The sequence below is a fragment of the Spiroplasma endosymbiont of Lonchoptera lutea genome (assembly GCF_964019715.1).
Taxonomy (GTDB): domain Bacteria; phylum Bacillota_I; class Bacilli_A; order Mycoplasmatales; family Nriv7; genus Nriv7.
The window spans coordinates 1,254,158-1,276,813 of the sequence record NZ_OZ026463.1 but is presented as its reverse complement, the minus strand read 5'-3'; the positions used below and the strand labels follow the sequence as shown (position 1 = coordinate 1,276,813).

Below are 22,656 nucleotides of genomic sequence, written 5' to 3'. Positions count from 1 at the left end.
ATTATTAGGAGGAAAAATATGATTAACTTAACAAAAGAATCACAACAAAACATTGTAACTTTAAAAGCGATTTTTGAAGGCGCAGCAATTAAGGACACCGTTGAAAAATCTGAAGGAAATACAACCTTAATCGACTCAGAAAAAATCCTTTTCGTTTACTTTAAAGAAAAGAAAATGATATTTTGTAAATTACAGCAATGAATGAAAAAATTTAGCAGTACCAACACTCGGGAATTAAATATTGATGTTGCTAGTTTTACAACTGATGATTTTAATGAACAATTGGCATTACAAGCCATTAGTGAAGCCATTTTATATACCCAACATCAAGTAATATCTTATAAACAAGAAAAAAAGCAAGAAAAAGCAAACTATCATCTAATTACTAATATTAGTGATAGCACCGAAATTTTTAACACTGCTCAAATTAAACTAGATAGTGTTAATTTAACAAGAAACTTACAAGATACACCGCCAAACTTAATGTACCCAGAAATCTTTGCTCAAGATATTCAAAAAGTTTTTGAAGACATTGATAATGTTAAAATTACTATTTTAGATAAAAAAGCAATTATTGAAAATAAAATGGGTCTTTTACTAGCTGTTGCTAATGGTAGCCACAACGACCCCCGAGTTGTGATAATTGAATACACAGGAAATCCTAATAGCAAAGAAAAAATTGGTTTAGTGGGCAAAGGAATTACCTTTGATTCTGGTGGTTATTCATTAAAACCAGCAGCTTCAATGATTAATATGAAATTTGATATGTCGGGAGCAGCAATTGTTTGTTCAACATTATTAGCCATTGCTAAAATTAAACCCACAATTAATGTTGTTGCTGTTGCCTGTTTAACTGAAAATCGCATTGGAGGTCACGCTACCTTAGTTGAAGCTGTGGCAACTGCAATGAACGGTAAAACCGTTGAAATCTTAAATACTGATGCTGAAGGACGCTTAGTTTTAGCTGACGGAATTACTTATGCCATTAGAAATAACAACGCTACTAAAATTATTGATGTTGCTACTCTAACCGGAGCAATCGTAGTATCGCTAGGAAAACATGCTACAGGTGTATTTAGTAATAACAATGATTTTTACCACCAATTTGAACAAGCAAGTGATTTAAGCAAAGAACGCATTTGAAGAATGCCGATATACAAAGAAAATATTGAAGAAATGCAATGCTCACAAATAGCTGACTTAGCAAATATTGGAAAAATTCGGGATATGGGTTCTTCACAAGCGGCTGCTTTCTTACAAGAATTTGTTGAAGAAAAACCTTTCATTCACTTAGATATTGCGGGAACAGCTGATAGCGATTCTCGTGGTAGTGGGGTTATGGTTAAAACACTAGTTGAACTTTTAAGTAGAGTTAAATAGTAATAATTTGTAAAATTAAAAAGTTATCTATTTTAAATAGATAACTTTTTCTTTGCTTTTTATTTTTAAAATTTTTATTCTAAAATCTTATTAATTATTCCTGAAGCTACGGTTTTACCACCTTCACGAATAGCAAATTGTGTTCCTTCTTCTAAAGCAACTTTAGTATTTAACTCAACAGTTATTTCAGTATTATCACCAGGCATTACAAAGTCAACACCAGCAGGTAAGGTAACTGTTCCTGTTACATCTGAAGAATGTAAGTAAAATTGTGGTTGATAATTACTTTTAGTTGCCGTATGACGACCACCTTCAGCTTTTGTCAATAAGTAAATTTCTGCTTGAAATTTACTATGAGGCGTAACTGTTCCTGGTTTACATAAAACTTGTCCTCTTCGTACGGCATCTTTTTCAACACCTCGTAATAAGATTCCAACATTATCACCAGCTCTAGCTTCATCTAGCGTTTTGTGACCAGTTTCAATACTTGTAGCAATACTTTTAATTACCTTATCACCAAACCCAACAATTTCTACCGCTTCACCAGGTTTTAATATTCCCCGATCAACAAGACCAGTAGCAACTGTTCCACGACCTGGAACACTCACAACACTTCCAACTGACATCATAAATGGCTTATCTAAATCTCGCTCTGGCGTTGGAATATATTCATCAACAGCTTTCATTAATTCAAGAATTTTTGCTTCTTGTTCGGGATCACCATTTAATGCTTTTAATGCTGAACCTTCAATAATTGGTGTATTGCCACCATCAAAGCCATGTTTAGTTAATAATTCTCTAATATCTTCTTCTGCTAAGATTAACATATCAGGATCATCAAGTAAATCAACTTTATTTAAATAAACAACTAATTTTTTAATTCCCACATTTTTAGCCAATAAAACATGCTCATTAGTTTGGGGCATTGCGCCATCAGTTGCAGCAACAACTAAAATTGCTCCATCCATCTGTTTTGCACCCGTAATCATATTTTTTACATAATCAGCATGCCCAGGAGCATCAATATGTCCATAATGTCTTGCTTCAGTTTCATAATCAACATGGGCAATATTAATTGTAATACCTCTTGCTTTTTCTTCTGGTGCAGCATCAATTTCATCATATTTTCTTGCTTTTGCTCCACCTTGCTTTGCTAATACCGAAGTAATCGCTGCTGTTAAAGTTGTTTTACCATGGTCAACATGACCAATTGTTCCAATATTAACATGCGGTTTACTTCTTGAAAATGCTTCTTTTGCCATTTCATTTCTTCCTTTCATTTTTATTACTACTTTTTAAAAAAGATATTTATATTTTATCTTAAATTTATCTTAAAATTCAAGTTGCTAACAACAAAATTATTATCCTTGTTTTGAATTTTGGGCAACAATTTTTTCACTAACCGATTTTGGTGTTTCTTGATAGTGAGAAAACTGCATTGTATAACTTGCTCTTCCTTGTGTAAAGGACCTCAAATCAGTTGCGTACCCAAACATTTCTGCTAACGGTACTTTAGCTTTAATAACTTGAACATTACCTCTTTGCTCACTGCCTTCAATCTGACCTCTTCTTGAAGAAAGATTTCCGATCACATCACCATAATATACTTCTGGTGCTACAACTTCAACAGTCATAATTGGTTCTAACAATACTGGTTGCGAATGCTTCTTAATTTCTTTTAAAGCCATTGAAGCCGCAATCTTAAATGCCATCTCTGATGAATCAACATCATGATATGACCCATCAAATAATGTTGCTTTAATATTAATTAATGGATATCCCGCTAAAACACCACCAGATAAACTAGCTTCTAGTCCCACTTTAACAGAACTAATATATTCGCGGGGAACTCTACCACCAACAATCTTATCAACAAATTCAAATCCTTTATCTGGATTAGGTTCAAATTTAATTCATACATGCCCATATTGTCCACGACCACCTGATTGTTTAATATATTTACCTTCACAATCAGATGAAGCTTTAATAGTTTCACGATATGATACTTGTGGATTTCCAACATTTACTTCAACTTTAAATTCTCGTTTCATGCGATCAACAATAATATCTAGATGTAATTCACCCATTCCCGCAACAATTGTTTGTCCAGTTTCATTATCAGTTCATGTTTTAAATGTTGGATCCTCTTCAGCAAGTTTTGATAGCGCTAAACTCATTTTATCTTGATCAGCTTTAGTTTTTGGTTCTAATGCTAAAGAAATAACTGGTTCTGGAAAAATCATTGATTCTAAAACAATCGCATGCTTCTCATCACACAAAGTATCACCAGTTGTTGTATCTTTCAAACCAACAGCCGCTGCAATATCACCAGCATATACTTCTTGAATTTCTTCACGATTATTAGCATGCATTTTTAATAATCTTCCAATGCGTTGTTGTTTATCTTTAGTAGCATTCAAGATATAAGAACCTGAGTTTAATACCCCTGAATAAACACGAAAGAAAGTTAACTTTCCGACATAAGGGTCAGTCATAATTTTAAATGCTAAGGCAGCAAAAGGTTCATCATCAGATGCTTTTCTTTCTGCTTCTTCACCATTACGAAGCACCCCTTTAATGGCTGGGATATCTAATGGCGATGGTAAATAATCAACAACCGCATCTAATAACAACTTAACCCCTTTATTTTTAAATGCTGATCCACAAACAACAGGAAAGAATTCAGCTGTTAAAGTAGCATTACGAATCGCTTGTTTAATTTGTTCAACACCAATCGCTTCGCCTTCTAAATATTGCATCGCTAATTCATCATCAAGTTTAGCAAGTGTTTCAATTAAACTACTGCGCTTTTCTTTAACTAACTCTTGTAATTCATTAGGGATCGGAATTTCCTCTACTGTTTCATGAATATCATTTTGATTATAATGATATGCTTTCATTTCAATCAAATCAATAATACCATCAAAATTATCTTCACTACCAATTGGCAATTGAATTGGATGAGCATTACCTTGTAAACGGTCATAAATTGTATTAATAGAATATAAGAAGTCAGCACCAATTTTATCCATTTTATTAATAAACACAATTCTTGGTACCTTGTAAGTATTTGCTTGCCTTCAAACTGTTTCTGTTTGTGGTTCCACACCTGACTGGGCATCTAAAACCACAACTGAACCATCTAATACTCGTAATGACCGCTCTACTTCAACAGTAAAATCAACATGCCCTGGCGTATCAATAAGATTAAGTCTGAATTCTCTTCAAACCGCTGTTGTTGCTGCTGAAGTAATCGTAATGCCGCGTTCTTGTTCTTGAGCCATTCAATCCATTTGTGAACCACCATCATGGGTTTCTCTAGCTTTACGAATTCTTTTAGTATGTACCAAAATTCTCTCAGTAACCGTAGTCTTACCAGCATCAATATGTGCTATAACACCCATATTGCGAGTTTTTTCTAAACTATATTCTCTTGGCATTCTCTATCTACTCCTCTTAAATTATCAACGGTAATTAGCAAAGGCTTTGTTCGCTTCTGCCTGTCTTTCGGTTTCCTCTTTTTTCTTAACAGCGCCACCTGTACCATTTGATGCATCAATAATTTCTGCTGCTAACTTTTCTTCCATACATTTTCCATTACGACTATGTGAATAATTAATTAATCATCTAAGACTCAATGTCATTTTTCGCTCTTCATATACCTCAATAGGTACTTGATAATTAGCACCACCAATTCTTCTTACTTTCAACTCCAATTGTGGTGAAACATTATTTAATGCTTTATTAAAAATATCCGATGGATCATCATTTGTTTTTTCTTTAATAATATCAAAAGCTTGATAAAGAATTGTTTGGGCAATTCCTCTTTTACCATCAACCATAATTTTATTAATTGCTCTCGTAACCAACTTTGAATTATATATTGGATCTGGTAAAACATCTCGTTTTTCTGCTCTTCTTTTACGCATATAATAACTCCTTTCTTAAACTATTACTTTTTAGGTCTCTTTGTTCCATAAATTGAACGACCTTGTTTTCGCCCTTCAACACCAGCCGCATCTAAAACACCACGAATAACTCGATAGCGCACTCCTGGTAAATCCTTCGTTCTTCCGCCTTGAATAAGTACCACTGAATGCTCCTGCAAGTTATGTCCTTCACCAGGAATATATGCTGTTATTTCTAAACCATTACTCAGTCGCACACGAGTAATCTTTCTTAAAGCTGAGTTAGGTTTCTTTGGCGTTTTTGTTTTCACAAGTTTACATACTGCTCTTTTTTGGGGAGAAGAACCAGTAGTTTGCTTTCTTCTTAATGAGTTATATCCTACTCCTAATAACGCTGACCTTGACTTACGAGTCTTTCCTTTTCTTGGCTTGTGAATCAATTGATTAATTGTTGGCATAATTAATACTCCTTTCATTCTTTCATAGTGTTATTATTTTATACACACGATACCGTGCGTATCTAAATAAAGTCCTTTATAATAATAACTAATTTATTATAAAAATGCAACATATCCCCAAAATAAAATCTAGAACTTAATTATATATAAGTTCTAGATTTTAGAATAACTAACCGCCTTGATAACAAATAGGACAACTATCATTAGTAAATATATAATTTGGATATTGCGAATGATAATGCTCTGCAATTGCTGCTACATCAAATTGTTGATTAACAACAGATTTATTATATGTTTCTTGATTCGGTAAATTAATATTTAATGTTGGTTGTTCATAATAATTAGATTTTGTTTGATATCTTGCTTGCACATATCCTTGTGGATAGGAAACTGCTTCTTGTATTCCTACTGGATTAGCTCGGCGCTGCATTGTTTGGTCAAAAATTCCATAAGAACGACTTTCGTGATTCTTCTTTTTGTCCTGTTTTGGTTTCTTATCTTGTTCTTCAATCGGATTATATTCATACACCGGACTTTCTAACTCATCTGGTTTTCCTGGAAGATTAGCAAATAAAAATTTTCTTGTCTTTTGTGGAACAATTTCAACAGTTTTTCCTGTCATCGATGAATGACAATAAATTTTATTAGGCTCAATGTCTGTATCATCAGCTTCCTTTTGTTCACCTAATGGCACTATTTGTTCCTGAACTTGTGAATATTGCTGTCCTTGATAATACCCATTAGCAAATGACTGCTTCACAAAATCATCTTCCCTACTACCAGTTTGTGAACTATTACTCATCAATGGTTGTTTACCATCGTCATCCTCCAATTCACTTGGAGCAACATATGAACACTCCTCCGGTTGCTTAACTTGTAAATATTCATTATTAATATCCACTTGGTTTTTACCATCAGCTTCCTTTTGTTCACCTAATGGCACTATTTGTTCCTGAACTTGTGAATATTGCTGTCCTTGATAATACCCATTAGCAAATGACTGCTTCACAAAATCATCTTCCCTACTACCAGTTTGTGAACTATTACTCATCAATGGTTGTTTACCATCGTCATCCTCCAATTCACTTGGAGCAACATATGAACACTCCTCCGGTTGCTTAACTTGTAAATATTCATTATTAATATCCACTTGGTTTTTACCATCAGCTTCCTTTTGTTCACCTAATGGCACTATTTGTTCCTGAACTTGTGAATATTGCTGTCCTTGATAATACCCATTAGCAAATGACTGCTTCACAAAATCATCTTCCCTACTACCAGTTTGTGAACTATTACTCATCAATGGTTGTTTACCATCGTTATCCTCCAATTCACTTGGAGCAACATATGAACACTCCTCCGGTTGCTTAACTTGTAAATATTCATTATTAATATCCACTTGGTTTTTACCATCAGCTTCCTTTTGTTCACCTAATGGCACTATTTGTTCCTGAACTTGTGAATATTGCTGTCCTTGATAATACCCATTAGCAAATGACTGCTTCACAAAATCATCTTCCCTACTACCAGTTTGTGAACTATTACTCATCAATGGTTGTTTACCGTCGTCATCCTCCAATTCACTTGGAGCAACATATGAACACTCCTCCGGTTGCTTAACTTGTAAATATTCATTATTAATATCCACTTGGTTTTTATCATCAGCTTCCTTTTGTTCATCTGATGATATCACATTATTTTTTGAATCTTTTTGATAAATCGGTTCTGCAATTATTTTACGAATCGCATCACCATCATCTTTATTCTCTTTTAACAACATTGGATTTAAAATATCTGGTAAGGATGCTTTTGACTTTACCACCAACTTATTGTTATCAATTTCATTAGTTTCATAGTCTTTATCATTTAAAAACTCTGACTGTAACTGTTCTTTTACTAAAGACAATGATTGTTGTGCTTGAATACTATTTTTTCTAATATTTACAATTTCGTTATTAATATCTAAATAATTTTCATTACTAATTTTTCCATCACCCGCAGTAATAATATTACCAATTTGGTATTCTTTATGATTAATAGAATTTTTAATTAATGATAAGAAGGAATTTTGTAAAAAAAATAACCCCATTGCTAAAACTGCTAAAATAAATGAAAATCATCATATTCCCGTAAAAATAATCATTAAAACCAAAATAGTAAAAATAATTCCCGTTAAAGCAAAATTTGTATAAAATAGTCTAATTGCCACTTTATGATTTTTACGATGACGAATTTGTGATATTACTATTGTTACTAAAACAAAAAATAGGGTAATTAAAATTCCAAAAAATACATAAATTACAAGATTACTCATTAAATCATTTTTTAATTTAATTAATGCAAAAGAAAAATTTTCTTTACCAAATCTTAAAAATAATTTTTCTAACCAAATTTCATTAGTAATAAAATTAAAAATAATTGGCATTGATAACACTAATAAAAATACCCCTAAAAGCGTAGATAAAAATATCATTATTGCTCCCATAATCATTAATGTCATTGCTTTTCACCCCTTAATATCCATTTACTTAAATTCAAGAAATAAACCATTATTTTCCTTTTATTTTATTAAATTATACACCATTTTATAAAAAAATTATTGAATAACTTCAATAAAATAAAGAGTTTTTATATATTATTAGCTGAATTATACTTGTAAGTGCAAGTAAATAAAATTGCAAAAGATTTCATATAAAAATTTCATGATGCTAAGTTTATTTTAGAAAAAGTAAATTTAAGGAGTTTTTATATGGGATACAAACATCTTGGCATAGATGAAAGAATTTATATTGAGAATCAATTGAAATTTAAAGTAAAAATTAGTGAAATAGCTAAAAATCTTAATCGAAGTATTAGTACTATTAATCGAGAAGTTAATAGAAATAAAGATAATAATCATTATTTTTCATTAATTGCACAAAATAAAGCAGAAAATAGAAAACAATTACATGTTTATTTTCATAAATTTAAAAATAGAGAATTAGTAAAATATGTACAACAAAAATTATTATTAGGTTGATCGCCTGAACAAATTTATGGCAGAATTAAAAATTTTCATCAAGAATGAATTATTAGTTTTAAAACAATTTACAATTGAATTTATTCTGGATTACTTGAAAAGGTTACTAGTAAAAATTTAAGAAGAAAAGGTAAGAAACGAAAATCTCAAGAAAATCGGGGTAAATTTAATGGTAAATCCATTAAAGAACGAAATGTTAATAATCGCATAACTCTTGGCCATTGAGAAGGTGATACTGTAGTATCATCACGAGGTAAAAGTAAATCATGTTTAATAACTTTAGTTGAAAGAACATCAAGATTTACTTTAGCAATATTAGTTGAAAATAGAACTACTAAAGTTATTAACAAAAATATTAGTCATTATTTATCAATTCTTCCAAATAATCTTGTTAAGACTATAACATTTGATAGGGGTAAAGAATTTGCTAATTGACAACAACTTGAAAAAAATTGTAATGTTAAAATTTATTTTGCTGATGCATATTCACCTTGACAAAGAGGTACTAATGAAAATACTAATGGTTTAATTAGAGAAAAATTTCCTAAAAAATTTAATTTTTCAAACACTACTAAAAATGCAGTTCATAAATTTATATTGTCTTTAAACCAAAGACCAAGAAAAATACTAAATTATCTTTCGCCAATCGAATATTTGGTTAGAAAAATAATTTAGTTGCACTTAACTTTACAATTTGGCATTAATTACCTGAAATGTAAAATTAAAAAGGACACTTATATAAAAAACAAATTGTGTTAATTCTATAATTAAGAAAAGAAAGGAATTAGCACAATGTATAAGTATCTGACTATTGAATCAATAATAGCAATAAAAGAATATAAAAGTTATGGATTTTCTATTCGTAAAATAGCAAAAGCAATTGATTATAGTAAATCAACTGTACACAGAGTTTGTAAATTATTAAATCAAAACTTATTACCATTAGAAATATTGAATCAAGTTCAAAAAAATAAACAAAATGCAGGTAGAAAATTAATAATTTTAACTTTAACAGAAATTAATACTATCAATCATTTGTTAATTACTAAAAATTATGCTCTTGATATAATTGCTGATTTTTTAAAGAAAAATAAAATAAAAAATATTTCAACAAAAACTTTATATAACATGTTTAAAACAAATCGAATGGGTTTTGATGAAAAAAATTTATTGAGAAAAGGCAAAAATAAACCTCATAAACAAAAAGAAACTAGGGGCAGAATTAATAATTGTAAATCTATTCATGAAAGAAATTTAATCATTCCAAATATTAAAAATATACAAGAATTTGGCCATTTAGAGGGAGATACTATCGTTGGTAAAGATCATAAAAGTTCTATTATTACTTTAGCTGATATATGATCAAAAACCACAATTCCTTTGAAAACTAAAAATCATAAAGCAGAAAGTATTACACAAAGTATAATAAAATTTATTTCAAAATTAATACTAGGAACAATTAAAACTATTACTTTTGATCGTGGTAAAGAATTTAGTAAATGAAAATTAATTGAAAAAAATTGTAATGTTAAAATTTATTTTGCTGATGCATATTCACCTTGACAAAGAGGTACTAATGAAAATACTAATGGTTTAATTAGAGAAAAATTTCCTAAAAAATTTAATTTTTCAAACACTACTAAAAATGCAGTTCATAAATTTATATTGTCTTTAAACCAAAGACCAAGAAAAATACTAAATTATCTTTCGCCAATCGAATATTTGGTTAGAAAAATAATTTAGTTGCACTTAACTTTACAATTTGGCATTAATTAACCTGAAATATAAAATTAAAAAGGACACTTATATAAAAAACAAATTGTGTTAATTCTATAATTAAGAAAAGAAAGGAATTAGCACAATGTATAAGTATCTGACTATTGAATCAATAATAGCAATAAAAGAATATAAAAGTTATGGATTTTCTATTCGTAAAATAGCAAAAGCAATTGATTATAGTAAATCAACTGTACACAGAGTTTGTAAATTATTAAATCAAAACTTATTACCATTAGAAATATTGAATCAAGTTCAAAAAAATAAACAAAATGCAGGTAGAAAATTAATAATTTTAACTTTAACAGAAATTAATACTATCAATCATTTGTTAATTACTAAAAATTATGCTCTTGATATAATTGCTGATTTTTTAAAGAAAAATAAAATAAAAAATATTTCAACAAAAACTTTATATAACATGTTTAAAACAAATCGAATGGGTTTTGATGAAAAAAATTTATTGAGAAAAGGCAAAAATAAACCTCATAAACAAAAAGAAACTAGGGGTAGAATTAATAATTGTAAATCTATTCATGAAAGAAATTTAATCATTCCAAATATTAAAAATATACAAGAATTTGGCCATTTAGAGGGAGATACTATCGTTGGTAAAGATCATAAAAGTTCTATTATTACTTTAGCTGATATATGATCAAAAACCACAATTCCTTTGAAAACTAAAAATCATAAAGCAGAAAGTATTACACAAAGTATAATAAAATTTATTTCAAAATTAATACCAGGAACAATTAAAACTATTACTTTTGATCGTGGTAAAGAATTTAGTAAATGAAAATTAATTGAAAAAAATTGTAATGTTAAAATTTATTTTGCAGATGCCGGAAAACCTTGTCAAAGAGGTTTAAATGAGAACAATAATGGTATTTTAAGAAGATATTTATCAAAATCTACTGATTTATCTTCATATAAACAAAAAGACTTAAATTCTATAGCATTTCAAATTAATTCTACACCCAGAAAATCATTATCTTATAAAAGACCAATAGATTTAATACAATTATTTTAAAAAACTGTCCCATTTATATTTACAATTCAGGTTTCTTTAAAAAATCAGCAATTATATCAAGAGCATAATTTTTAGTAATTAACAAATGATTGATAGTATTAATTTCTGTTAAAGTTAAAATTATTAATTTTCTACCTGCATTTTGTTTATTTTTTTGAACTTGATTCAATATTTCTAATGGTAATAAGTTTTGATTTAATAATTTACAAACTCTGTGTACAGTTGATTTACTATAATCAATTGCTTTTGCTATTTTACGAATAGAAAATCCATAACTTTTATATTCTTTTATTGCTATTATTGATTCAATAGTCAGATACTTATACATTGTGCTAATTCCTTTCTTTTCTTAATTATAGAATTAACACAATTTGTTTTTTATATAAGTGTCCTTTTTAATTTTACATTTCAGGATAAAAAATATTAATACAATAACGCCTAATATAACTTATGAACGAATAATAACAATCTCACTACCTGTAGCATCAATAATTGTTGAAGCCTTTTGGTCAATAATACCCCCTTCAACAATAAAATCAACTTCAAGTTTATTCTCATTAACAGTTATAATTGGATTTTCATTATGAATATTAGCACTAGTGGCAAATAGTGGTCCTGTTTGATAAACAATATCTTGTAACCAGCGATAATTGGTAATTCTAATCGCTATCGTTTCTGTGACATTCACTTTTTGTTTAACAATAATTGTTATTTTCCCCCGAGGATACGATTCATATAACTGTTCAACTTGCGAAGTAATAACCCCAATATCTTTTGCCATTGCAATACCACTAACAATAACTGCCAATGGTTTATTTTTATCTCTTAATTTTAAATGCGAGATTCTTTTAGCGACAAATTGCGAAGAATAAATTCCCACTAAACCATATACGGTATCGGTAGGAACAATACCAACTTGCTCGTTTAATAAATTATGAATAACAAGATTTTTTTGTTCTAATGATAATATTTGCATAAACTAATAAAACTATCTCGGTACCGATTCTTGCAAATACTTTTCAATATCATTATCCATAATAATTATTCCTTCATTAAGACTTTTCTTAAAAGCAGAACGACTAGTACTATAAAAATTATTTACCTTATTAGCATAAGAATTAAATCATTTACGAGCTAAATCAGAAATAAATTTGCTATCTAGTTTATATAAAATAGCATCTTTTAAATATCCAAAAAGCGGTTCGTGTTCTAACGCTACCCGATAGATTAAGAGCATTACCCGATCAACATCAAGATCCAAACCACGGTCATAACGATTATAAAAAATATTAATTAACTTCGCAACATGAGCATTACTTTGTGCCATATTAATACGATGCAATTCCTGAACCAAAACAAAATCCTTTTCATATTCATTTTTAATTTGCTGTGTAAATCCCATTGTTGCTGGTGTAATATTTGATAACGGATTTACAACTCCCAAACTATTAAATTTTTCATTTTCTTTTATTAATGGTTTAATATTATTATCCTGTAATAAATTTTCTTTAGCATAAAAGTCATTAATATCATCGCTTTTAATATTCATTGTGGCACTTAAACTACCATTATAACTAGGATTTACATAACCAGCATAAACATTATTAATATTAGGGATATATTCCGTTTTTGGTTCTTTATTATTATATTTCATATTTTGTAAATTAGAATTTAAATTAAACGCTGTTCCATCTTCAAAACTATTTTCTAATAGCAAGTTATATTTTAATAATGAATTATAATTCATTGCAAACTCAACAATAGCAACAATTTTAGCAACGATTACTACTCCGCCGATAATTCAAATTGAACGACTATTTAACCACGAAATACTTAAGCCACTGTTACCACCATCCATATATATTGCTAATGATATTTGCGAATAAAAAGATAACATTAAAGATATTGCCATTGATAATGATAATAAAAAAATTCAAGCAATAAGATATTTACTTTGCTTAGTTTTATAATTTTTAAAATTTAAAAATAAAGCAACAGCAATACTTATTAAACTAATAAGTAGCGATAATAATGGTAACAAAAGAATTTTTGTTGAAGACAATAGTAAAGAATCTTTAAAAACATCACTTCAAAGAACAACTTCACTACTTAGGTAATTAGCAATAATAAAATATACAAGGTTTCATATTAATATTACATTAGCAATTAAATAAAGCCATTTTTCTTTTCTAATCATATTATCTCTACCTCACACTAGAAACTAATTCTACTTTATTAGATGCTTTTTTTCGCGCTCTAATAATTTTTTTATATTTGTAATTATATCACACAACAATTGCATTAAATATTAAGATTGGAGTAAATGCTGAATTATACTTGTAAGTGCAAGTAAATAAAATTGCAAAAGATTTCATATAAAAATTTCATGATGCTAAGTTTATTTTAGAAAAAGTAAATTTAAGGAGTTTTTATATGGGATACAAATATCTTGGCATAGATGAAAGAATTTATATTGAGAATCAATTGAAATTTAAAGTAAAAATTAGTGAAATAGCTAAAAATCTTAATCGAAGTATTAGTACTATTAATCGAGAAGTTAATAGAAATAAAGATAATAATCATTATTTTTCATTAATTGCACAAAATAAAGCAGAAAATAGAAAACAATTACATGTTTATTTTCATAAATTTAAAAATAGAGAATTAGTAAAATATGTACAACAAAAATTATTATTAGGTTGATCGCCTGAACAAATTTATGGCAGAATTAAAAATTTTTATCAAGAATGAATTATTAGTTTTAAAACAATTTACAATTGAATTTATTCTGGATTACTTGAAAAGGTTACTAGTAAAAATTTAAGAAGAAAAGGTAAGAAACGAAAATCTCAAGAAAATCGGGGTAAATTTAATGGTAAATCCATTAAAGAACGAAATGTTAATAATCGCATAACTCTTAGCCATTGAGAAGGTGATACTGTAGTATCATCACGAGGTAAAAGTAAATCATGTTTAATAACTTTAGTTGAAAGAACATCAAGATTTACTTTAGCAATATTAGTTGAAAATAGAACTACTAAAGTTATTAACAAAAATATTAGTCATTATTTATCAATTCTTCCAAATAATCTTGTTAAGACTATAACATTTGATAGGGGTAAAGAATTTGCTAATTGACAACAACTTGAAAAAAATTGTAATGTTAAAATTTATTTTGCTGATGCATATTCACCTTGACAAAGAGGTACTAATGAAAATACTAATGGTTTAATTAGAGAAAAATTTCCTAAAAAATTTAATTTTTCAAACACTACTAAAAATGCAGTTCATAAATTTATATTGTCTTTAAACCAAAGACCAAGAAAAATACTAAATTATCTTTCGCCAATCGAATATTTGGTTAGAAAAATAATTTAGTTGCACTTAACTTTACAATTTGGCAAATATTAAATAAATTAAATAATCCGCATTCTGATAAACAGCATTTCCCACACTAATCGGCAATTTTCTTAAACTAAAAAAAGTCGTTATCATTAACAAAATAAAAGTAGTATAAGTAAGAAAACGATTCAAAAGATATCATTGATAATAATCACTAACAGTTAAAAATGGTCGGTTCCACAGCGGATAAAACTTAATCATAATAAATAATGCTTCACTCAAATAAAGAACAGCAACAATGCTAATACCAATAGCTCAAATTAATGTTGAAAACTCCAATGGGGCAGCTTTATAATAATTATATGTAAAATAATAAAGTGTTCAAATGACTAAAAAGTGACTAAAAAATAATAATATATTAGTCAAAAATCAAATTAACATTGAACGATTATATGCAAAAAACATTTTATTTTCCTCTTTATTTTTTGGATATTTTTTTTACTTTCTTAACTCTTTTTTTCTTTTCTAAAATAAAATTAGGAATTGTCATTTTTATTTTTAAATTATCTTGTTGATAAATTTTCCATAACAAAATTGAAATAATAATTGAAAAGACAGCAAGAACAATAATTTCAACACTAAACACAATTCACTCGCCAGTATTAGAAATAGCACCCCCAAATAAGGATGATTTATAATATGATATATGAAAATCAGGATATTTTTCTTTAAGTTTATAAAGCATATCATTAGCAACAGCAATTAAATTATTAGTATTAGTTTGTGAATATGTAAAAAGAAATAAACCAGCAAAAAGAAATGGCAGAAAAAAAGTATAAAATAAAATTATTGAACCACGAGATAAATAAGATATCCTTTTAATAAGAACAAAAGATACACTTCAAATAATTATTAAAAATGTTAAACCTAAAATTGGCACAAACTGTACAACAAAAACAGTTGGTAAATTAGGATAATAATAAATTGGTGCTAAAATTTCAATCAAAAAAGTTTCACGAATAATTTCTTGTGGTTGTCCAGGGATTTCAAGAATATTTCTAGAATTATTATGACCATAAGGAAATTTTGATAACAAATCATAAAGATTTACTAAATCTTTATTAAGAAAATTAGCAATAATTAAAATAACTTCAATTAAAATAAATATTGAAATTAAAAAAATTGAAATTCGCAAAACATTTCAAATTGTTGGTTGTTTAAAAGAAACCCAAGTTTTTCGAAACCAATTTTGACCAAATAATAAAATTTTTTCCCGTTTATTAAAAACAAAAGCCGGTTTCACTAAATGACTAGCATAACTAGTATAATCAAAAGCAACAATTAAAGAAACTAATGTTGCTTGAATAAGAAAAACTCATCAAATACCAACTTCACTAATTCAATCATTAGTATTTCCTTTTAAATTAATTAACTTTTGATAAAATTCTTTAAAAAGAAAATTTTTAAATCACTCAATAGCTTCAGAATGAATTTTTTTACCAGATAACGCCACTAAAAATTCATGAAATTCTTCACTCGCAAAATGATAAGGATTGGGAATAATGATAATATCTTTAGCATCCTTAACTTTTACTAGCGAATTTAAAGTTGCTTCATTAGTTCATTGATATTTATATTGCCCCACAGCTAATAATCCAAAACCAACAATTGTTATAATTCAAAAAATTAATAAAACAACTACTAATGCCCTTGTTGTTTTTCACTTTTTATTTAAAAAAAATGCTCCCCCTAAAATAATAAAAATTCCTAAAAATACTAATGAAGTTCCCGTAATTGTATAGGCAAGTTGTGCATTCATACTGGAAATTATTTTAAAATCATAAAAATCAGATAAATATTGCAAAAGGATTTTAGTATTTTCCAAAGAAAAATTATAGGTCTTTTGAAAATATTGTAAGTAATATTCTTCTCTTGTAAAAACATTAAGATCATTAGTAAAAGTTGTAACTAATGAATCATTAACCAAAACAATAAGAAAAGCAATTCCCGGTGCTAACAAAAGAATTAAAAAAAGTGATATTAACAATGGTTTTGTTGCTTTACCCTTCATTTCATTTCACCCAATTCTTTATTTTCTAATGTCATTATTTTACTATAAAATTATTTATTATTCATTGTAAATAAAAAGCATTCTTCATCGACCACTAATATCTTTAATAAATTCATATTCACTAGTTGCAAAATATTCCTTTACTAATACTTCTAAAGCCGCTTTTTGTGAATAACCAAATTCAAAGGCTAATAAATATTTATTGTTCATTATTGTTTTTACTTGTTTAAAAATTAATTTATAGAAAAATAAACCATTATCAGTAGCAAATAATGCTAAATGCGGTTCATAGTCTTTAACCATATTTTCAATCTGTTCATCAATTCCAATATAAGGGGGATTACATACTAAAATATCAAACTTATCATCATTATTAACAAAGGACGCTAACAAATTACTATTAACAAATTTAATATTTTGACAATTAAGATTTAGCGCATTAGCTTTTGCAACTTTTAAAGCTTCACTACTAATATCACTAGCAACAACAAAAACTTTTGCTTCTTCTAACGCTAAACTAATAGCAATCGCACCACTACCCGTAGCAACATCAAGTACTTTAATTTGCTTTACATCTTGAAAATAGTCATCAACATAATACAAAAGATTTTCTACTAATTCTTGCGTTTCAGTACGCGGAATAAAAACATTGGGGTTAACAATAAAATCACGCCCCAAAAAAGTTTGATAACCTAAAATATATGCCAACGGTTTTCCCTGTAAATTAATATTAATTAAAGCATAAAAGTCTTCTTCACTAACTTTACTTTCAATATCTAAATTGGCATATAATTCTTGCAAGGAATAGTTTGCTAAATGAGCTAATAATCATTTACAATGGTGACTACGATAATCAACATATAATTTTTCACCCTTTTGTAATAACTGATGATAGGTCATAACTAATCTTCCATTCCCATTTTTCTTTTTTGTTCATCATCAATTAAAGCATTAATAATCTCATTAAGTTCACCCAGCATAATTCGATCAAGTTTATTTAATGTCAAATTAATCCGATGGTCACTAACACGATTTTGAGGATAATTATATGTTCGAATTTTTTCTGCTCGCACACCACTACCAACAGCACTTTTTCGTAATGTTCCCATTTCACTTTGCTGAGCTTCAAGTTTAGCTTCATAAATTTTAGCAAGTAACACTTTTAAAGCCTTATCCTTATTATCATGTTGACTGCGACCATCTTGTGAAGTTGCCACAATTCCAGTTGGTAAATGAGTAATGCGTACTGCTGAATCAGTAGTATTAACATGTTGCCCCCCAGCACCAGAAGCCCGATAAGTATCAATTTTTAATTCTGACGGTTTAACATCAACATCTAAAGCACTAGCTTCGGGTAAGACAACAACCGTAGCTGTAGAAGTATGAACTCTTCCTTGTGATTCAGTTTTAGGAATTCTTTGCACGCGATGACTACCAGCTTCAAATTTCATTTTTGCATAGACTTTTTCACCTTTAATCAAAAATGAAATTTGCGAAAAACCACCAGAATTTGATATTCGTGCATCCAAAAGTTCTGTTTTTCAATTTTGTGATTCACAATATCGTAAATACATCCGATATAAATCACCAGCAAAAATATTAGCTTCATCACCACCAGCAGCACCACGAATTTCAATAATAACATTTTTATCATCATTAGGGTTTGCTGGCAATAATGCAACTGTTAACTGCTGTTCAACAAATAATAATGATTCTTCATTACCTTTTAATTCTTCTTTTGCTAAATTTAACAAATCAGCATCTTTTTCATTTTGAAAAATATTTTTAATTTCTTGAAGATTGCTTTCAATACTAAGATATTTCATATATAGCAATACGGTATCATTAAGTTTAGCTCTTTCTTTAGATAACTTAGTTAATAATTCAATATTATTATTAATATCGGATTGACTTAGTAAACTATTAATTTCATTATAACGATGTTTCATTGTTTCCAATCGTTCTCGGGTTTTGACATTCATTTTTATTCTCCTTAATATTAGTTTGTGGATAATCATTAACAATATGACAATGACGACAACGCGCCTCATAAAATTCATTAGCACCAATTAAAACAATCGGGTCATGATAACTAGCAGGAAATCCATTAATTATTCTTTGCGTTCTTGTTGCCGGCGAATGACATTTTACACATATTGCTTCTAATTTAGTAACAAATTCAGCTCGCGTTAATAGTTCTGGCATACATTTAAAAGGTTCACCACGAAAATCTTTATCTAAACCAGCAACAATAATCCTCTTTCCCTGATCTGCTAATTGTTCTAAAACTATTAAAATATCACTTGTAAAAAACTGAATTTCATCAATCGCAATAACCTCGGTATCATCATCTAAAAATTCAATTAATTGTTGCGCATTACAAATTCTTATTGCTTTAATTTTTCTATTATTATGACTAACAATTTCTTCTTCTTCATAACGATTATCAATTAATGGTTTAAAAATTTGAATTTTTTTATTAGCAAATGATAACATATTTATTCGGCGGATTAATTCCTCAGTTTTACCAGCAAACATACAACCACTAATTACTTCAATTCATCCATCTTTATAACGCACATACATTATTTCCCCTCACTTTGATTAATATTTTTTGCTAACAAATTTAAATCATTTAATAAGGCATCAACAGTATGTCAAGAATTAGTTTTTACACCAGCTGCACGATGATGACCACCGCCACCATATTTTGCTGCTAAATCATTAATTTTCAAACCAGTACTCCGAATACTAATTTTAATAAACTCATCATTTTCATCTTGACTACAAAATGCTCATATATGTATTCCCAAAATCCTCCCTAAGAGATTAACTAAATTATTAGCTTTTTCTTTAGTAATTAAAAATTCTTTCAAAATATCTGGTGTTAACTTTAAAAAAGCAACGCCATTGTCAGTAACCGTAAAATTACTCAAAGCAAACGCTTGAAATTTTATAATATTCATTGGCCGTTGATACAAATTATTATAAAGTTGTTCAATATTAAAACCCGTTGTCATTAAAAAATTTGCTAATAAAAAAGTTTCTGGTCGCAAATTACCATAAAGAAACCTTCCCGTATCAGTTACCATTCCATGAAATAGTGCTTTAGCAGCCTCCTTTGTAACTTGCAAGTTATTATCTAAAGCTAACTTTGCTACCATTTCACTTGCTGATGGTGCCACATCATCAATTCACTCTAAATCAGCATATTGTTCATAAAATGGATGATGATCAATTTTAATCTTATATTTTCCTTTTTCTCATCCACTGCCATCAATTCGCTCGGCATTAGCACAATCACCAATAATTACTAAAGCATCACGATAGTCTTCTTCCTTAACATCATCACAGATACCAATATAACTCAAGTCTAATAAACTAACACCCCCAGTTAAAACTCTAATATGAGGCAAATTAGTAACAATTAAATGTTTTAAACCAAATTGGACACCATACGCATCACCATCAGGACTAATATGGCGCAAAATTATTACCGTGGAATATTCTTTTATCTTATCTCAGATTTGTTTTGTCATTTTTTATTATTCTCCTCTATCATCTCTTAATTAATTGATCGGTTTTACTATCAAACAAATAAATACCCCCTGACAAAATATCAAATTTAATTTCTTCTTTTAAAAATTTTTTATTATTTGATGGTGGAGTTATTACTTTAATAATTTTATTATCATTTAAAATTACATCAAGTAATCAATCACCTTTACGCATTTTTTTTAACTTAATAACTCATCCATAAAGGGGTTGCTTATTAATAACTTTTATTTTATGTTTGTAAAAATCAGGAACAATTTTTTCTGGTAAAATACCAACATTAAAACTAAAATTTTTATTTTCCATATAAAGTATCTTTAAACTGACAATATTAATATTATCAATTAATAATCACGATTCAGTATAATTAAAGTACGCAAACCAATTTAAATGTGGGGAACTAATCGCCTGTAAAACATCCTTATTAAAAGGTTGAGCAATAATATTTTCTTTTGTATCTTGCTGAACAATATCACCATTTTGTAAAATAATAACTTTTTGGGCAACATCAATAACACGATAACCATATTTACTAATAATAAGAATCGTTAAATTATAATGCTTTTGAAGTTTTTCAATTAAATAACCAAACTCATTTTTATACTGTTTAGATTGTTTAACTAAAGTATCATCAATAATAAGTAATCGTTTTTGTTGAATAAGAGCAATAGCAATTTGCAACTTAATGCGATCTCAACCCGTAAATTGTCAAATAAAACTAAACTTTAAGCCTTTTAACTCAATATCATCAATAATATTCTTTACTTGTAATCAAGCTTGCTGACGAACCCTAATAACTGCTCTACTAGCAGTATGAACTTCATTTTTAAACTTTTTTACACTAATTTTATCAAAACCATTTAAAAGCAATTGATGATAAATATAGGTTTCATTCATAATTTTTCCTTGAAGCATTTTAATTTCTGAAACTAAAATTTCACTAATAATTTGCCCTTGTTGAAAATAAAATTCATTGCGGTATTCTCTTGTTGCCTGTTTTCACTGCTTAAATTTATTACTTTTTTTTAAACGAATAAAATCAGCATTTTTATGTTGATACTCAATGCTTTTAACTAACTTTCAAAAATTTTTCGCATATGCTTTCGTATCAATTTCCGCTTGTAAAATATTTTTTCTTAACTCAGTAATTTCCCCATCTAAAGTTTCTAAAAACTCATTAGCAACAAATGTTACTTCTTTCATCTTAAATGAACGCTTATTTTCCTTATGTCCTTGATGACAATGACAACTTTTTTCCATTCTTGTTAAAATAAAAATTTTATCTCATAAAGCTTGTAAAAAAGTTAACCGACTATTTAAAATTGTTAATTTTTCCGCTTCTACAACTCAACTTTGAAATCTTTGCATTAAAATTGAAGTATTATTAGCATTAACATCATTCATAATTTGTTTAATTGCTGTTTGATGAAATTTGTTAATAAACTCATAATATTTATTAATCCGTGTTTCTTCAAGAATCCGACTATTTTTAAGAAAATTCTCATTAAAATCTCGTAATTGGTCTTTATATTTTTTCTTATCAAGATTAATACCATTATCAATTAAATCATTTAAATGATGTTTAGTATCACGATAATCTTGTTTAGCTTGCAAATAAAAATTTTTATTTTTTAAATATAAACTAGTTAATTTTCAAGGAATTGAAAAAATTGAAAAAAGAAATTTTTGTGGAAAAATTAATGCTAATGGGCGTTTTTTTGGTAATTGTGTTGTAATATTTTCTTCATTAAAAATTATTTGCCCAGTTTCTAAATTCTTGCCATCTTTAAAAGCTTTAAATAAAGCATTTTTTTCTTCATAAGAATTAGTAAGTAAAACACAAACATCATTATTAGAAATATTAAAGGAAATATTTTTTAAAATAACAATATCTTTTTGTTTAACAACAATATCCTTAAGTTCTAATATCACAAAATCACCTATTTCTTAGTCTCATTACATTATACGACAAACTAAAAATAATACGAAAAAACTCACTATAATTTGTTTTAGTGAGTTTTAAACTATTTGTTTAAAGAATCTTTCAAGTCTTCTAATGATATCTCTTTTAACTTATCACTTTTTTTACTTGCATTTTTAACGATTGGTTTTTGATT

Annotated in this window: 19 protein-coding genes and 1 pseudogene; 5 read left to right on the top strand and 15 right to left on the bottom strand. The window is 28.0% G+C overall.

Annotation, left to right across the window (positions count from 1 at the left end):
* The first annotated feature begins 18 nt into the window (after positions 1-18).
* Positions 19-1,380 (top strand): M17 family metallopeptidase, encoded by a 1,362-nt coding sequence (locus tag AACK97_RS07250; RefSeq protein WP_338967740.1) that lies wholly within the window; start codon positions 19-21, stop codon positions 1,378-1,380.
* Positions 1,381-1,454: 74 nt separating this feature from the next.
* Here AACK97_RS07250 and tuf read toward each other — a convergent pair whose 3' ends face one another.
* From tuf to AACK97_RS07225, 5 genes are all read right to left on the bottom strand, one after another.
* Entirely contained in the window at positions 1,455-2,642 is a 1,188-nt protein-coding gene (tuf, locus tag AACK97_RS07245) for an elongation factor Tu (protein WP_338969016.1), read from the bottom strand.
* Positions 2,643-2,741: 99 nt separating this feature from the next.
* Entirely contained in the window at positions 2,742-4,820 is a 2,079-nt protein-coding gene (gene fusA, locus AACK97_RS07240) for an elongation factor G (RefSeq protein ID WP_338967739.1), read from the bottom strand.
* 21 nt (positions 4,821-4,841) lie between these two features.
* The gene (gene rpsG / locus AACK97_RS07235; protein WP_338967738.1) at positions 4,842-5,309 is read right to left on the bottom strand and encodes a 30S ribosomal protein S7; all 468 of its coding nucleotides are present in this window, start codon (positions 5,307-5,309) and stop codon (positions 4,842-4,844) included.
* 23 nt (positions 5,310-5,332) lie between these two features.
* Complete coding sequence (gene rpsL / locus AACK97_RS07230) at positions 5,333-5,746, bottom strand: 30S ribosomal protein S12 (protein ID WP_338967736.1); 414 nt, start codon at positions 5,744-5,746, stop codon at positions 5,333-5,335.
* A gap of 169 nt (positions 5,747-5,915) precedes the next feature.
* The gene (locus tag AACK97_RS07225; protein ID WP_338967734.1) at positions 5,916-8,246 is read right to left on the bottom strand and encodes a hypothetical protein; all 2,331 of its coding nucleotides are present in this window, start codon (positions 8,244-8,246) and stop codon (positions 5,916-5,918) included.
* Between the two features lie 249 nt (positions 8,247-8,495).
* Between AACK97_RS07225 and AACK97_RS07220 the strand changes: the two genes are divergently transcribed.
* The 3 genes from AACK97_RS07220 to AACK97_RS07210 all read left to right on the top strand — a co-directional run bounded on the left by AACK97_RS07220 (position 8,496) and on the right by AACK97_RS07210 (position 11,571).
* On the top strand, positions 8,496-9,440 hold the full coding sequence (locus AACK97_RS07220) for an IS30 family transposase (protein ID WP_338967733.1): 945 nt from the start codon (positions 8,496-8,498) through the stop codon (positions 9,438-9,440).
* 117 nt (positions 9,441-9,557) lie between these two features.
* Positions 9,558-10,508 carry an IS30 family transposase gene (locus AACK97_RS07215; RefSeq protein WP_338967732.1) on the top strand — a complete coding sequence of 317 codons (951 nt, stop codon included), beginning with the start codon at positions 9,558-9,560 and terminating at the stop codon, positions 10,506-10,508.
* A gap of 118 nt (positions 10,509-10,626) precedes the next feature.
* The gene (locus AACK97_RS07210) at positions 10,627-11,571 is read left to right on the top strand and encodes an IS30 family transposase (protein WP_338967731.1); all 945 of its coding nucleotides are present in this window, start codon (positions 10,627-10,629) and stop codon (positions 11,569-11,571) included.
* 22 nt (positions 11,572-11,593) lie between these two features.
* Here the strand turns inward: AACK97_RS07210 and AACK97_RS07205 are convergent.
* The 3 genes and pseudogenes from AACK97_RS07205 to AACK97_RS07195 all read right to left on the bottom strand — a co-directional run.
* A pseudogene (locus tag AACK97_RS07205) lies at positions 11,594-11,899 on the bottom strand (helix-turn-helix domain-containing protein); the annotation flags it as partial.
* A gap of 120 nt (positions 11,900-12,019) precedes the next feature.
* Complete coding sequence (locus tag AACK97_RS07200) at positions 12,020-12,547, bottom strand: L-threonylcarbamoyladenylate synthase (protein ID WP_338967729.1); 528 nt, start codon at positions 12,545-12,547, stop codon at positions 12,020-12,022.
* Positions 12,548-12,559: 12 nt separating this feature from the next.
* Positions 12,560-13,768 carry a hypothetical protein gene (locus tag AACK97_RS07195; RefSeq protein WP_338967727.1) on the bottom strand — a complete coding sequence of 403 codons (1,209 nt, stop codon included), beginning with the start codon at positions 13,766-13,768 and terminating at the stop codon, positions 12,560-12,562.
* Between the two features lie 236 nt (positions 13,769-14,004).
* Here AACK97_RS07195 and AACK97_RS07190 point away from each other — a divergent pair, with 236 nt between their 5' ends.
* Positions 14,005-14,949, top strand: coding sequence for an IS30 family transposase (locus tag AACK97_RS07190; RefSeq protein WP_338967726.1), 945 nt, complete (start codon positions 14,005-14,007; stop codon positions 14,947-14,949).
* 12 nt (positions 14,950-14,961) lie between these two features.
* On the opposite strand, the gene AACK97_RS07185 is transcribed toward AACK97_RS07190, so the two are convergent.
* Genes AACK97_RS07185 through AACK97_RS07155 form a run of 7 tightly spaced genes read right to left on the bottom strand, consistent with a single transcriptional unit; the run spans position 14,962 to position 22,471 of the window.
* Positions 14,962-15,378 (bottom strand): hypothetical protein, encoded by a 417-nt coding sequence (locus AACK97_RS07185; protein WP_338967725.1) that lies wholly within the window; start codon positions 15,376-15,378, stop codon positions 14,962-14,964.
* 13 nt (positions 15,379-15,391) lie between these two features.
* Entirely contained in the window at positions 15,392-16,984 is a 1,593-nt protein-coding gene (locus tag AACK97_RS07180) for a hypothetical protein (RefSeq protein ID WP_338967724.1), read from the bottom strand.
* 57 nt (positions 16,985-17,041) lie between these two features.
* Entirely contained in the window at positions 17,042-17,884 is an 843-nt protein-coding gene (gene prmC, locus AACK97_RS07175; protein ID WP_338967722.1) for a peptide chain release factor N(5)-glutamine methyltransferase, read from the bottom strand.
* A 2-nt stretch (positions 17,885-17,886) separates the two neighbouring features.
* Entirely contained in the window at positions 17,887-18,966 is a 1,080-nt protein-coding gene (gene prfA / locus AACK97_RS07170; RefSeq protein WP_338967721.1) for a peptide chain release factor 1, read from the bottom strand.
* Positions 18,917-19,570, bottom strand: coding sequence for a thymidine kinase (locus AACK97_RS07165; protein ID WP_338967720.1), 654 nt, complete (start codon positions 19,568-19,570; stop codon positions 18,917-18,919). The genes prfA and AACK97_RS07165 overlap by 50 nt, the downstream gene beginning before the upstream one ends.
* Entirely contained in the window at positions 19,570-20,523 is a 954-nt protein-coding gene (locus AACK97_RS07160; RefSeq protein ID WP_338967718.1) for a bifunctional oligoribonuclease/PAP phosphatase NrnA, read from the bottom strand. Before AACK97_RS07160 ends, AACK97_RS07165 begins: the two co-directional genes overlap by 1 nt.
* A 16-nt stretch (positions 20,524-20,539) precedes the next feature.
* The gene (locus AACK97_RS07155) at positions 20,540-22,471 is read right to left on the bottom strand and encodes a hypothetical protein (RefSeq protein ID WP_338967717.1); all 1,932 of its coding nucleotides are present in this window, start codon (positions 22,469-22,471) and stop codon (positions 20,540-20,542) included.
* Positions 22,472-22,656: the final 185 nt, after the last annotated feature.